Annotated in this window: 10 protein-coding genes; 9 read left to right on the top strand and 1 reads right to left on the bottom strand. The window is 64.3% G+C overall.

From position 1 onward, the window contains the following. The first annotated feature begins 8 nt into the window (after nt 1–8). Nucleotides 9–1415, top strand: a complete 1407-nt coding sequence (locus ACQ4V8_RS04455) for a PoNe immunity protein domain-containing protein (RefSeq protein WP_436570977.1) — start codon at nt 9–11, stop codon at nt 1413–1415. Nucleotides 1416–1530: 115 nt separating this feature from the next. Here the strand turns inward: ACQ4V8_RS04455 and ACQ4V8_RS04450 are convergent, their stop codons facing one another. After that, a complete protein-coding gene (locus ACQ4V8_RS04450; RefSeq protein WP_070347092.1) occupies nt 1531–2853 on the bottom strand; it encodes a YihY family inner membrane protein in 1323 nt (440 codons plus the stop codon). A gap of 121 nt (nt 2854–2974) precedes the next feature. Here ACQ4V8_RS04450 and wrbA point away from each other — a divergent pair, with 121 nt between their 5' ends. The 8 genes from wrbA (at nt 2975) to leuE (ending at nt 12151) form a co-directional block, all read left to right on the top strand. Further along, complete coding sequence (gene wrbA / locus ACQ4V8_RS04445) at nt 2975–3583, top strand: NAD(P)H:quinone oxidoreductase (RefSeq protein WP_029496463.1); 609 nt, start codon at nt 2975–2977, stop codon at nt 3581–3583. After that, a complete protein-coding gene (locus ACQ4V8_RS04440) occupies nt 3583–4002 on the top strand; it encodes a DUF2069 domain-containing protein (RefSeq protein ID WP_029496464.1) in 420 nt (139 codons plus the stop codon). Before wrbA ends, ACQ4V8_RS04440 begins: the two co-directional genes overlap by 1 nt. Then, on the top strand, nt 3999–5429 hold the full coding sequence (locus ACQ4V8_RS04435) for an FAD-binding oxidoreductase (protein ID WP_010398839.1): 1431 nt from the start codon (nt 3999–4001) through the stop codon (nt 5427–5429). Before ACQ4V8_RS04440 ends, ACQ4V8_RS04435 begins: the two co-directional genes overlap by 4 nt. Then, nucleotides 5426–5854, top strand: coding sequence for a DUF4124 domain-containing protein (locus ACQ4V8_RS04430; protein WP_436570976.1), 429 nt, complete (start codon nt 5426–5428; stop codon nt 5852–5854). Before ACQ4V8_RS04435 ends, ACQ4V8_RS04430 begins: the two co-directional genes overlap by 4 nt. After that, nucleotides 5842–8439: an FtsX-like permease family protein gene (locus tag ACQ4V8_RS04425; RefSeq protein ID WP_436570975.1), complete on the top strand. Its 2598-nt coding sequence runs from the start codon at nt 5842–5844 to the stop codon at nt 8437–8439. The genes ACQ4V8_RS04430 and ACQ4V8_RS04425 overlap by 13 nt, the downstream gene beginning before the upstream one ends. Further along, on the top strand, nt 8439–9515 hold the full coding sequence (locus ACQ4V8_RS04420) for a lipocalin-like domain-containing protein (protein WP_436570974.1): 1077 nt from the start codon (nt 8439–8441) through the stop codon (nt 9513–9515). The genes ACQ4V8_RS04425 and ACQ4V8_RS04420 overlap by 1 nt, the downstream gene beginning before the upstream one ends. Nucleotides 9516–9593: 78 nt before the next feature. Beyond that, the gene (locus tag ACQ4V8_RS04415; RefSeq protein WP_010398848.1) at nt 9594–11480 is read left to right on the top strand and encodes an ABC transporter transmembrane domain-containing protein; all 1887 of its coding nucleotides are present in this window, start codon (nt 9594–9596) and stop codon (nt 11478–11480) included. Beyond that, entirely contained in the window at nt 11477–12151 is a 675-nt protein-coding gene (gene leuE / locus ACQ4V8_RS04410) for a leucine efflux protein LeuE (protein ID WP_436570973.1), read from the top strand. Before ACQ4V8_RS04415 ends, leuE begins: the two co-directional genes overlap by 4 nt. Nucleotide 12152: the final 1 nt, after the last annotated feature.

Below are 12152 nucleotides of genomic sequence, written 5' to 3'. Positions count from 1 at the left end.
ATAGATGGATGATGTTGCTCAACACTCTGCTCGATGAATTGACTGGCCGTGGCAGCGGCACGGAAGCGGCGCGGCACGAGCGCTATCACTGGCTGGAACAACTGCGCTGCAGTAATGCGCAAGCTGCAGCAGGCGGCCCGATGGCCGGCATCCCGGGCCACCACTGGTACCGGCTGCCACAGGCATTGACGGTGGCAGGCCAGCATAGCGACCTGCTGGTCGGCACCCTGAACGCCCAGTACCTGGTCTTCGCGGGTAGCCATGCGGCAGCGTTTGCGGCCGAACTGGGACTGCAATACGACGCCAACAACCGCATCGACCGCCCGGGTGGCCTCGACGAACTGCTCGACGCCTACGCAGAACAGGCCGATGGCAGCTGGACCAGCGTGGCCGATGGCCCGCCAGCGCCGCCGTTAGCCGGTTGGGATGATGTTTATTTCCGCGTGCGCGACTTGAGCGATGGCAAGGCCATCCAGAGCGTCACCACCATCGCCTACGAGAGCAGCCGCTTTCCCGGCTACACCCTGCTAGGCACAACCATGGTGGGCGCGGGCGCCATCGCCCACGACGACGAGACAGCGCAGTATTTGCAGCAAATCTTCGCCGACTGGGCCATCCAGCGCCGCTGTGCGCACGCTTGCCCCTCTTCAGCGGCGCCCTGGCCATACACGCCGCGCCAGGCGCCGCCCGCGCCGAACGGCATGCCGTTCGATGTGGCCCGCAACCTGGCCTACCTCGATGCCTTGCTGGCCGCCTACGCCCGCGCGCAGGCGCAGGCACACATCGACGCTGGCGATAGCGCCTACTGGGCTTGCGCCGCCGCCAGCACGGCCTACCAGGTTTTCTCGCTGCGCTACACGGCAGGCTTGCCTTTGCCGGAAGTGGAAACGGCGCTGGAAGCGGCCGTCGCCGCCTGCGAAACGGCGCGCGCGGCCCTGGGCGCAGCCTACGCTGACGATGCCTTGCCCGCCTTCGATTTCGAACAATTGACGGATTACGCCCGCACCCTGCAGTTGCTGGGCGCGACCTTGCTGTTCGAGCGCCACGACCTCGCTGGCCGCCTGGCCGCCCTGCAAACAGCCTTCGATGGCGAAGATGGGGTGTATGAGGCGCTGCTGTCCACCATCGATCCGCAGCGTCCCAGCGTCGACGAGTGGTATTTCGCCGAGCCCTATTCGGCCCTGTATGACTGCCTGGACGCGCACGCTCCCGCGCAACAGTTGGAGCACCTGCAGCATTACGTGCGGACGTGGCATGCGGCGCTGGTGCAAGAAGACTGGTTCAACGGCCATTTGCGCGCGCAAGGCCTGGGGGGCTACTACGGCCTGTGGGCCTTCGAGGCAGCCGCCGTGGCCAAGCATCTGCAACTGGAACGCAGCGCACTGGCGCACTGGGTGATGCCGGCATCACCCTGACATTGACAGGAAAAGGTGTTGCACGTGGTCTTTGCGAACGCCCTGGCGCTGAACCCAATACTGTATCAAACAGGGCCTGCAGGCGAGAGGCAAGTCATCTCATTTGCAGCCTCGCTCAACTACAGCGCACGACGCCGAAATGCTGCGCCAGAGTCAGGCCCAGCCCGTGCTCCACGGCGTTTTCCACCTGCGCTGCCAGCGCGGCGGCATCGATGGCCGCCTTGATGTCGCGGTCATTGGTGGATCCGGCCGGATAGCCTGAATTGACGCGCATGCCGCCGAAGACGAATAAACGGTAAACATCGGCCAGGCTGATGCGGTTGACATTGCCCAGCAAGACCCAGTGGTCGGAACCGTCGGCCACGCGCTTGCCCCACTGCACCCGCACGGCGCCATCCACGTTGACGCGTCCCACCCAGCCCTGCTGCACCATCTTGTCGAGCAGCGTTTCCATCTCTTCGAAGCCCAGGCGCGTGCTGCGGCGGATCTCGGCCGCGCCCACCAGAGCCGAATCGGCGCAATGGCAAGCCTGGTGCAGCACTTTTAAAATGGCGACGGCGTCAACGAATTCGCTGCCGGGCGCCGCCTCGTACCACCAGCGCTCATATTTCACGACAGGCAAGGCCGCTACCAGCAAGGCGCCCACCAGGGTGATCATCCAGCTCAAGTAAATCCACACGAGAAACAGCGGCAAGGCGGCCAGTGCGCCATAGATGCGCGAATAGGTGGGAAATTCCTGGATAAATTCACCGAATCCCCGCTTGGCCACCTCGAACGCCAGCGCCGCCAGCAGACCGCCCCAGGCCGCGTCGCGCCAGTCGACGTCGCGGTTCGGCACGGCGATGTAGAGCAGGGTAAACGCCAGCATGGTCAGGCCGATCGACACCAGGGTGTAAAACACGGCGCCGAGGAAAGGCACGGCCCCCACCACGCCACTGGTGGCCATGAAGAGGCGCGACGTCACCGTCAGCGACACACCCACCAGTAGCGGCCCCAGGGTTACGATGGCCCAATAGACGAGCAGGCGCTTGCTCCAGCGGCGCTCCTGGCGCACGCGCCAGATGCGATTGAAAACGCGTTCGATCAAGCCCATCATGCCCACCGAGGTGAGGATCAGGGTGGCCGCGCCGATGGCCGACAAGCGCGTGGCTTTCGAGGCAAACGTCGTCAGATAGTCGAGGATGGTGTTTGAAATGCCCTTGGGCATCACACTTTGCACGAAATAGTCTTCCAGCGCATGGCGAAAAGTATTAAACAAGGGGAAAGTGGTGAAGATGGCCAGGGCCAGAGTGAACAGCGGCACCAGCGCAAACACGGTGGCGAACGTCAGGCTGCCGGCCACTTGCGGCAAGCTTTCCTCGCGCACGCGGCGGCGCGCGAACTGCAGCAGGTCGCGCGTTTCGGACCAGCTCAGGCCGCGCACGACGGCCAGTCCCATGCTCGGGGCACGCCACAGATATTGAAAGACGGGTAGTATATATTTTGAAAACATGTGCAAAATTAGAACGGCGCCATGACAGCAGTCGTATCAGGCTGTAAAGCGCCCTATAATACCAATGATGAAGCCAACCAATCTGATTATTCTCGTATTGTTCTATTCACGCCATGGTGCCACGCGCCAGTTGGCCGAGCTGATAGCGCAGGGGGTCGAAAGCGTGCCTGGCTGCGATGCGCGCTTGCGCACCGTGCCAGCCGTCTCGACGGTGACCGAAGCGACGGCACCCGAGGTACCGCCCGCTGGCGCGCCCTATGTGGAACTGGAAGACTTGCAGGACTGCGCCGGCCTGGCCTTGGGCTCGCCCACGCGCTTCGGCAACATGGCCGCTGCCATGAAGTACTTCTGGGATGGCACGGCCAGCGATTGGCTGTCAGGCAGCCTGTCCGGCAAGCCCGCCTGCGTGTTCACTTCCACGGGCAGCCTGCACGGCGGCCAGGAATCGACCCTGCTGTCGATGATGATTCCACTCTTCCACCATGGCATGCTGGTCATGGGCCTGCCCTACACGCATCCTGAACTGATGACGACATCGACGGGCGGCTCGCCGTATGGCGCCACGCACTGGTCGGGCATCGCCGGCGACAAGGCGCTCAGCGACGATGAAAAGCGCCTGGCCATCGCCCTGGGTCGGCGCCTGGCGGAAAACGCCGCAAAACTGGCGGGCGCATGATGCACGGCGTACTGCACAAGTATTTTCACTGGGGCGCCATCGCCAGTCTCGTTACCCTGATCATCTGGTGCGTGCTGTGGGAAACCGTGGTCGCGCCGCTAAAGCCGGGCGGCTCGTGGATCGTGCTCAAAGCGGTGCCTTTGCTCATACCGCTGTATGGCGTCATCAAGCGCGATGTCTACACGCTGCAATGGTCGTCGATGGTGATCCTGCTGTACTTTACCGAAGGCGTGGTGCGCGGCTACAGCGACACGAACAGCACCTCGGCCCTGATGGCCTGGGGCGAAGCGCTCATCGTCTGCATCTATTTTTTCTGCGCCGTGCTGTACCTGCGCCCGTATAAAAAGGCGGCCAAGCGCATAGCCAGGGAATTGCTGGAAAAAGTAAATACAGTCAATAAAGTGAGCATCAAGAAATGAGTGAACAGCCCATGCGTGCACAAGCCGATTTCCTCGCCGCGTGCCGCGAGCTGCTCGGTGACGCCTACGTGCTCACCGTGGACGCCGAGACAGCCCCCTTCCTCACCGACTGGCGCGGCAGGTTCACCGGCAAGGCACTGGCCGTGCTGCGTCCCGCCACGGTGGAGCAAGTGGCAGGCGTCATGCGCGCTTGCGCGCAATGGCAAGTTCCCGTCGTGCCGCAAGGCGGCAATACAGGCTTGGTGCTGGGTAGCATACCGGACGCCGCGGGCACGGCCATCGTGCTATCGCTGGCGCGCCTGAACAGCATCCGCGCGCTCGACCCCGTCAACCGCACCATCACGGTCGACGCGGGCTGCATCCTGCAAATCATCCAGCAAGCGGCCAGCGCCGCCGGCTGCTTATTCCCCCTGTCGCTGGCGGCTGAAGGCAGTTGCACCATCGGCGGCAACCTGGCCACGAATGCGGGCGGCACGGCCGTGCTGCGCTACGGCAATACGCGCGAACTGTGCCTGGGCCTGGAAGTAGTCACGCCGCAGGGCGAGATCTGGAGCGGCTTGCGCGGTTTGCGCAAGGACAATACCGGCTACGATTTACGCGACCTGTACATCGGTGCCGAGGGCACCCTGGGCGTGATCACAGGCGCGGTCATGAAACTGTATCCGCAGCCCAAAGCGTGCATCACGGCGCTGGCCGCCATGCCCTCGCCCGCCCACGCCCTGCGTTTATTGAGCCTGATGCAGGACCATTGCGGCGCCAGCCTGACGGGTTTTGAATTGATGTCGCAGTATTGCTTGCAGTTGGTGGCGCAGCAGTTCCCCCAGCTGCCGCGTCCTTTCGCCGAGCCGCATGGGCAATATGTGCTGCTCGAGCTGTCGAGCAGCACGTCCGAGGCACACGCCGTGGAACTGCTCGAAGCGAGCATCGGCGCGGCGCTGGAAGAAGCGTTGATCGACGACGCCGTCGTCGCCAGCTCGGTGGCGCAATCCGAAGGCCTATGGCAGCTGCGCGAGCATATTCCGCTGGCGCAGGCACAGGCAGGCAAGAACATCAAGCACGATATCTCGCTGCCCATTTCCCGCATCGCCGACTTCATCGCCGTCACGGATGCGGCCCTGGAAGCGGCCTTCCCCGGCTGCCAGCGCGTGTGCTTCGGCCACCTGGGCGATGGCAACCTGCACTACAACGTGGCGCCGCCAGCGGGCATGACGGACACGCTTTTCCTGTCCAACCAGGATGCCATCAACCGCATCGTACATGACCAGGTGCACGCTTTTGGCGGCTCCATTTCGGCGGAACACGGCATCGGGGCACTGAAGAAGGCGGACCTGGTGCGCTACAAGTCGCCGCTGGAATTGCAGCTGATGCGCGCCGTGAAGCAGGCGCTGGACCCGCAAAACATCATGAATCCGGGGAAGGTCCTGTGAGAACAGCATGCATCCCCTTCCTCATCTGCGCCGGCTTGGCCGGCCCCGCCAGCGCGCAAGATGTCTACAAATGCGTGCAGGACGGCCAGACCAGCTATAGCGCCACGCCGTGCACCGGCGGCCAGCTGCAAATTCTTGACCTACCCGCGCCGCCGCCTGCCGTCGACAAGGGTGCGGCGACGCGCCAGGAACGCGTCGCCAGCCAGATGGAAGCGGCGCGCAAGAAGCGTGAAAGCCTGGAAGACCAGGCGCGCGAACGGGCCGCCAAGCAGATCGAGGCGCGCGACAAGCATTGTGCGCAGCTGCGCCTGGCGCAGAAGTGGACGGCGCAGGATGCCGTCGGCGCCAACGACAAGCAGCGCGAGGCGGCGCAATTGAAAGCGCGGCGCGCCGGCGAACGCCTGGCCATCGAATGCCCGAATTGAGCGCACAGTTGGCCAAGCCGGCGACCCTGCGCCTGCTGTCACGCTGGCTACTACTGGGCGAATGGCGCGCGCATCCCGTACGCGCCCTCGTCGCCATCCTGGCCATCGCCATCGGCGTAGCGCTGGGCTTTGCCATCCACCTGATCAACGCCGCCGCCTTCAATGAATTTTCTACGGCCGTCAAAAGCCTGTCCGGCCAGGCCGACGTGCAAGTGGCTGGGCGCGAAGCATTTTTCGACGAAGCCATCTACCCGTGGCTGGCGCAGCGCGACGGCGTGGCCTTGGCCTCGCCCGTGCTCGATCTGCAGCTTGCGGTGCCTGGCCGCGCGGGCGAGAGCGGCGCCCCACTGCACATCCTCGCGCTCGACGTCTTTCGCGCCGGCTTCATCTCGCCCGACCTGATAGGCGCACCGGCCGAGGGCCAGTCTTTCGACACCTTGGCCGACGATACCGTCTTTTTATCGCCGGCCGCCTTGCGCTGGCTCAAGCTGGCGCAGGGCGACATGATTGCCCTGCAATCGGGTACGCGCACGGTGTCGCTGCGCGTGGCCGGTTCGCTGCAAAGCGCGCGCGCCGGTCAGCGCATCGCCGTGATGGATATCGGCGCGGCGCAATGGCGTTTCAATAAACTCGGCAAACTGTCGCGCATCGACTTGAAACTGCGCCAGGGCGTCAACCGCGATGCTTTCCAGGCAGCGCTGAGCAGCGCGCTGGAAACGCAGTATCCGGGGCGTTTCCAGGTGGGCCAGCCGAATGACGAAAACCAGAATAGCCGCAACAATAACCTCAGCCGCGCCTACCGGGTCAACCTGACGGTGCTCGCCCTCGTAGCCCTGTTTACGGGCGCCTTTTTGGTATTTTCCACGCAAGCCCTGTCCGTCATCCGCCGCCGCGCTCAGTTCGCGCTGCTGCGCGTACTGGGCATGGAGCGTGGCCAACTGCTGCGCCAAGTGCTGCTCGAGGGCGCCAGCCTGGGTATCGTCGGTGCCGGATTGGGCATCGCCGGCGGCTATGGCTTGGCGGCCGTTGCCTTGCGCTTTTTCGGCGGCGACCTGGGTGCCGGCTATTTCGCCGGCGTGCAGCCGCAGGTGCAATTTACGCCCGTCGCCGCCTTCGTGTATTTTTCCCTCGGCCTGGGCGTAGCCTTGCTGGGCTGCGCCGCGCCCGCGCTGGAGGCGGCGCGTGCCGCTCCCGCCATCGCCCTGAAATCGGGCAGCGAGGAAGCCGTGACGACGCGCCTGGCGAAAACCTGGCCGGCACTGGCTTGCCTGCTGCTGGCCGGCGCAATGACCTTGCTGCCACCCGTGTTCGAGCTACCCCTGTTTGGCTATCTGTCCATCGCCCTGCTGCTGATCGGTGCCATCGCCCTGATGCCACAGCTGGCGGCCGTGGTTTTCCGTTGTCTACAGCGCGCCTGGCTACGCACGGACGCGAGTGGCCAGGCACCCGTGCGCAGCCTGACCCTGGCCCGCCTGGCGAACGCTTCGGGCCAGGCCGGCATCGCGCTTGGCGGCGTGCTGTCGAGTTTTAGCCTGATGGTGGCGATGGCCATCATGGTGTCGAGCTTCCGCGTTTCCGTCGATGACTGGCTGCTGCAGATCTTGCCCGCAGACGTGTATATGCGCACCACCGCCGGCGGCGCAACGGCGGGCCTGAACCCGCGCGAACAAGCGGCCATCACTGCCCTGCCCGGCGTGGCCAGGGTGGATTTCCAACGCCTGCGCTCGCTGTCGCTGGCACCCGACCGACCCAATGTGGTGCTGCTGGCACGTCCCATCAACCTGGCCGATCCGGAAAAAAGCATGGTACTGGTGGGCGACACCATGCGCGTGCCAGATGGCGCGAAAGCCGTGTGGCTGTCCGAAGCGGCCGCCGACCTGTACAGCGTCAAACCGGGCCAGCGGATAGCCCTGCCGCTGGCCGGCGGCCTGCACCAGTTCTTCGTCGCCGGCATCTGGCGCGACTATGCGCGCTCTTCCGGCGCCATCCAGATGTCGCTCGATGAGTATCGCGCGTTGACGGGCGACCTCGATGTCAGCGATGCGGCCCTGTGGCTGGACAAGGACGCCACGGGCGAGCAACTGCAGCAGCGCCTGAAGGCCCTGCCATTTGGCGCCAGCCTGGAGGTATCGAATCCCTCGGCCATCCGCGCCCTGAGCCTGCAAATTTTCGACCGCAGCTTCGCCGTCACCTACCTGCTCGAAGCCATCGCCATCGTCATCGGTTTGTTTGGCGTGGCCGCCACGTTTTCCGCACAGACCCTGGCGCGTGCCCGCGAATTCGGCATGCTGCGCCACGTGGGCGTGACGCGCGGCCAGATTTTAGCCATTTTGGCGCTGGAAGGCGGCACGCTGACGGCGCTCGGTATTGCTACCGGTTTTGTCCTGGGGCTCTTGATCAGCTTTGTGCTGGTCTTCATCGTCAATCCGCAATCGTTCCACTGGACCATGCAACTGCACCTGCCGTGGTCCATGATCAGCATCGTGGCCGGCGCCTTGCTGACGGCAGCCGCCGCCACGGCACTGATCGCGGGCCGGCAAGCCCTGTCCGCTGGTCCCATCCGCGCCGTCAGGGAGGACTGGTAATGCGCCGTTTGACTTGTCTGTTGTTGTTATGCAGCGCCGCCGCCATCGCCGCGCCGCCCGCCTTTGCCCCCGTCACGCCGCTGCCGACCGGGCAAGGCCTGCGCCTGCCGCATGACTTCGGCGCCCATCCCGCGTATAAAACCGAATGGTGGTACGCCACCGGGTGGGTCAAAACCAGCGGCGGCGAACAGCTGGGCTACCAGGTGACCTTCTTTCGCAGCGCCACGGCCGCCGACACGATGAACCCCAGCGCCTTTGCGCCGAAACAGCTGATCATCGGCCACGCGGCGCTGTCCGACCCGAAGGTGGGCAAGCTGCTGCACGACGAGAAAAGCGCGCGCGAAGGTTTCGGCCTGGCCTACGCCAAGGTGGGCGACACAGATGTAAAACTCGACGACTGGCGCATGCAGCGGCAAGCCGACGGCAGCTACAAGGTCAGCCTGGCCGCGCGCGACTTTAGCTTGCAGCTGACCCTGACCCCCACCCAGCCCGTGCTGCTGCAGGGCGAAGGCGGCTATTCGCGCAAGGGCGCACGGCCCGCGCAAGCGAGCTACTACTATAGCGAGCCACAGCTTGCTACCCGTGGCACGATCGCGCGCGCCGGCGGCAAGGCGGAAACCGTGACAGGCACCACCTGGCTCGATCACGAGTGGTCCAGCCAGGTGCTCGATGCAAACGCCAGCGGCTGGGACTGGCTAGGCGCCAACCTCGCTGATGGCGGCGCCCTGATGGCCTTCCAGATCCGCAGCAAGACAGGTGCTAAACTATGGGCACATGCGACATGGCGCGAGGCGTCCGGCAAGGTGACGCAGTTCGCTCCCGGCGAGGTCGATTTCACACCCAAGCAGCTATGGCGCTCGCCCCGTACGCAGGCCCAATACCCGGTCGCCACCGAGATCCGCACCGGCACCACGCGCTGGCAGATCAAGCCCTTGCAGCCCGACCAGGAACTCGATTCGCGCCGCTCGACCGGCGCCGTGTACTGGGAAGGCGCCGTCACGGTGGAGCGCGATGGCCAGCCGGTGGGCCGTGCCTACCTGGAAATGACGGGCTACGTGCAGCCAATAAGCTTGTAATACATAATTAATAATACATAATACATAATACATAATAAGCAATCAATACCGGATACAGTACCTACCAAGCGGAAAACAATGACAACGAGCACAGATACAGGCAATACCAGCAGCACCGCAGCAAGCCCCACCCCCGCCACCGCCCCTGATACCGGCAGCAGCCGCGAACTCAAAAAGGGCAGCCTGGCCGCCTTCAAGGGCTTGATGCCCTTCCTGAAGCCGTACCGCAAGCAGTTCTTCCTCGCCGGCATCGCACTGGTGGTGGCCGCCGCCTCCACCCTGGCCATCCCGGCCGCGTTCAAGCAGATGATCGACCTGGGCTTCGGCGGCGCGGCCGGCTCGAAAAGCATACAGCACGTCGACCTGGTATTCCTCGCGCTGTTCGGCGTGGCGTCCATCCTGGCGCTGGCCACGGCCGCGCGCTTTTATACAGTATCGTGGCTGGGTGAACGGGTCACGGCCGACATCCGCAGCGCCGTGTACCGCCACGTCGTCACGCAAAGCCCGAAATTTTTTGAAACCACGCAGACCGGCGAAGTGCTGTCGCGCATCACCACCGACACGACATTGATACAGGCCGTAGTCGGCACCAGCATCTCCATGGCGCTGCGCAATGTGCTACTGTTCCTGGGCGGCCTGGTGATGCTGTTCGTCACCAGCGCCAAGCTGGCCGGCATCATCATCGGCTTGCTGATCCTCGTCGTCGTGCCCATCATCGTGTTTGGCCGTCGCGTGCGCAAGCTGTCGCGCGATTCGCAGGACCGCATCGCCGACGCTTCGGCCATGGCTGGCGAAATCCTCAATGCCATGCCCACCGTGCAAGCGTTCACGCACGAGAAAATCGAATCGAAACGCTTTGGCGACTCCGTCGAAGGCGCCTTCATGACGGCCATGCGGCGCATCCGCGCGCGCGCTCTCTTGACCATGATCGCCATCCTGCTCGTCTTTGGCGCCATCGTCTTCGTGCTGTGGCTGGGCGCGCGCGCCGTTCTGGAAGGGTCGATGACGGGTGGCGATCTGGGCCAATTCATCCTGTACGCGTCCATCGTGGCCGGTGCCATCGGCGCATTGTCGGAGGTGATGGGCGAAGCGCAGCGCGCCGCCGGCGCCACCGAGCGCCTGCTGGAACTGATGGCCGTCAAATCGGAAATCGAATCCCCGGTCACGCCGCTGCCGCTGCCCGCACGCGCCGCCACTGGCGCCGCGCTGTCGCTGGACGATGTCATGTTCTCGTACCCGTCGCGGCCGGACACCCACGCACTCGATCATGTCAGCCTCGACATCGGCGCTGGCGAAACGGTGGCAGTGGTCGGTCCTTCCGGCGCCGGCAAGACCACCCTGTTCCAGCTATTCCTGCGCTTCTATGACCCGCAAAGCGGCAGCATCCGCCTCGATGGCGTCGACATCAAGCAGCTCGACCTGCATACCCTGCGCGACGCCATCGGCATCGTGCCGCAAGATACGGTGATCTTCTCGGCCGACGCCATGGAAAACATCCGCTACGGCCGCGCCGGCGCCAGCGACGAGGAAGTCATCGCTGCTGCGAAAATGGCGGCCGCCCACGAATTCATCGAACGCCTGCCGAATGGCTATAAATCATTCCTCGGCGAACGCGGCGTGCGCCTGTCCGGTGGCCAGCGCCAGCGCATCGCCATCGCCCGCGCCCTGCTGAAAAACCCGCCGCTGCTGCTGCTCGACGAAGCGACCAGCGCGCTGGACGCAGAATCGGAACGCCTGGTGCAAAAGGCGCTGGAAGCGGCCATGGTGGGCCGCACCACCGTCATCATCGCGCACCGCCTGGCCACCGTGCAGCGGGCCGACCGCATCATCGTCATGGAAGACGGCAAGATCGTCGAGACGGGCACGCATGCGTCACTGGTCGCCATGAAAGGCGTGTACGCCAATTTAGCGGCCCTGCAATTCCATCACGTCCAGCTCACCCCAGCACAAGCAATTGCATCATGAACGCACTTTTCCACGCCAACCTGGGCATCACCGATTTCTGGACCTTTTTCCTGGGAACCATCTTCATCGTCATCCTGCCCGGCCCCAACTCCATGTATGTGCTGTCGGTCGCCGCCCAACGCGGCGTGCGGCCAGCCTACCAGGGCGCCTTCGGCATCTTCGCCGGCGACCTGATATTGATGGTGCTGTCGGCCTGCGGCGTGGCCTCGCTGCTGAAAGCGAGCCCAGCGCTGTTTTATGTCGTGAAATACATCGGTGCGGCCTACCTGGGCTGGATCGGCCTGCAGATGTTGATAGCTTGCTGGGGCAAGCTGCGCACGCCCGCCCCCGCCGACGGAGAAACGGCGGCAGCACCTGCCCCCGTCAAGGAAAGCGCGCCATTTCGCAAGGCCTTGATCATCAGCCTGATGAACCCGAAGGCCATTTTGTTCTTCATCTCGTTTTTCATCCAGTTCGTCGACCCGGCATTCCCGAATCCCGTGCTGTCCTTCATCGGCCTGGGCATGACTTGCCAGGTGATCAGTTTTACCTATCTGACGGCCATCATCTTCGTCGGCGCGCGCCTGGCCGAGACCTTCCGCCGCCGTCGCCGCCTGTCGGCCGGCATGGGCGGTGGCGTGGGCGCCATGTTCATCGGCTTCGGCGCGAAACTGGCCACCGCCACACTTTAAC

The organism is Janthinobacterium paucivorans, from assembly GCF_051380805.1.
Classification (GTDB): Bacteria; Pseudomonadota; Gammaproteobacteria; order Burkholderiales; family Burkholderiaceae_D; genus Janthinobacterium; species Janthinobacterium lividum_D.
Note: the sequence above shows the minus strand (reverse complement) of the source record. Positions and strands in the feature narration are given on the sequence as shown.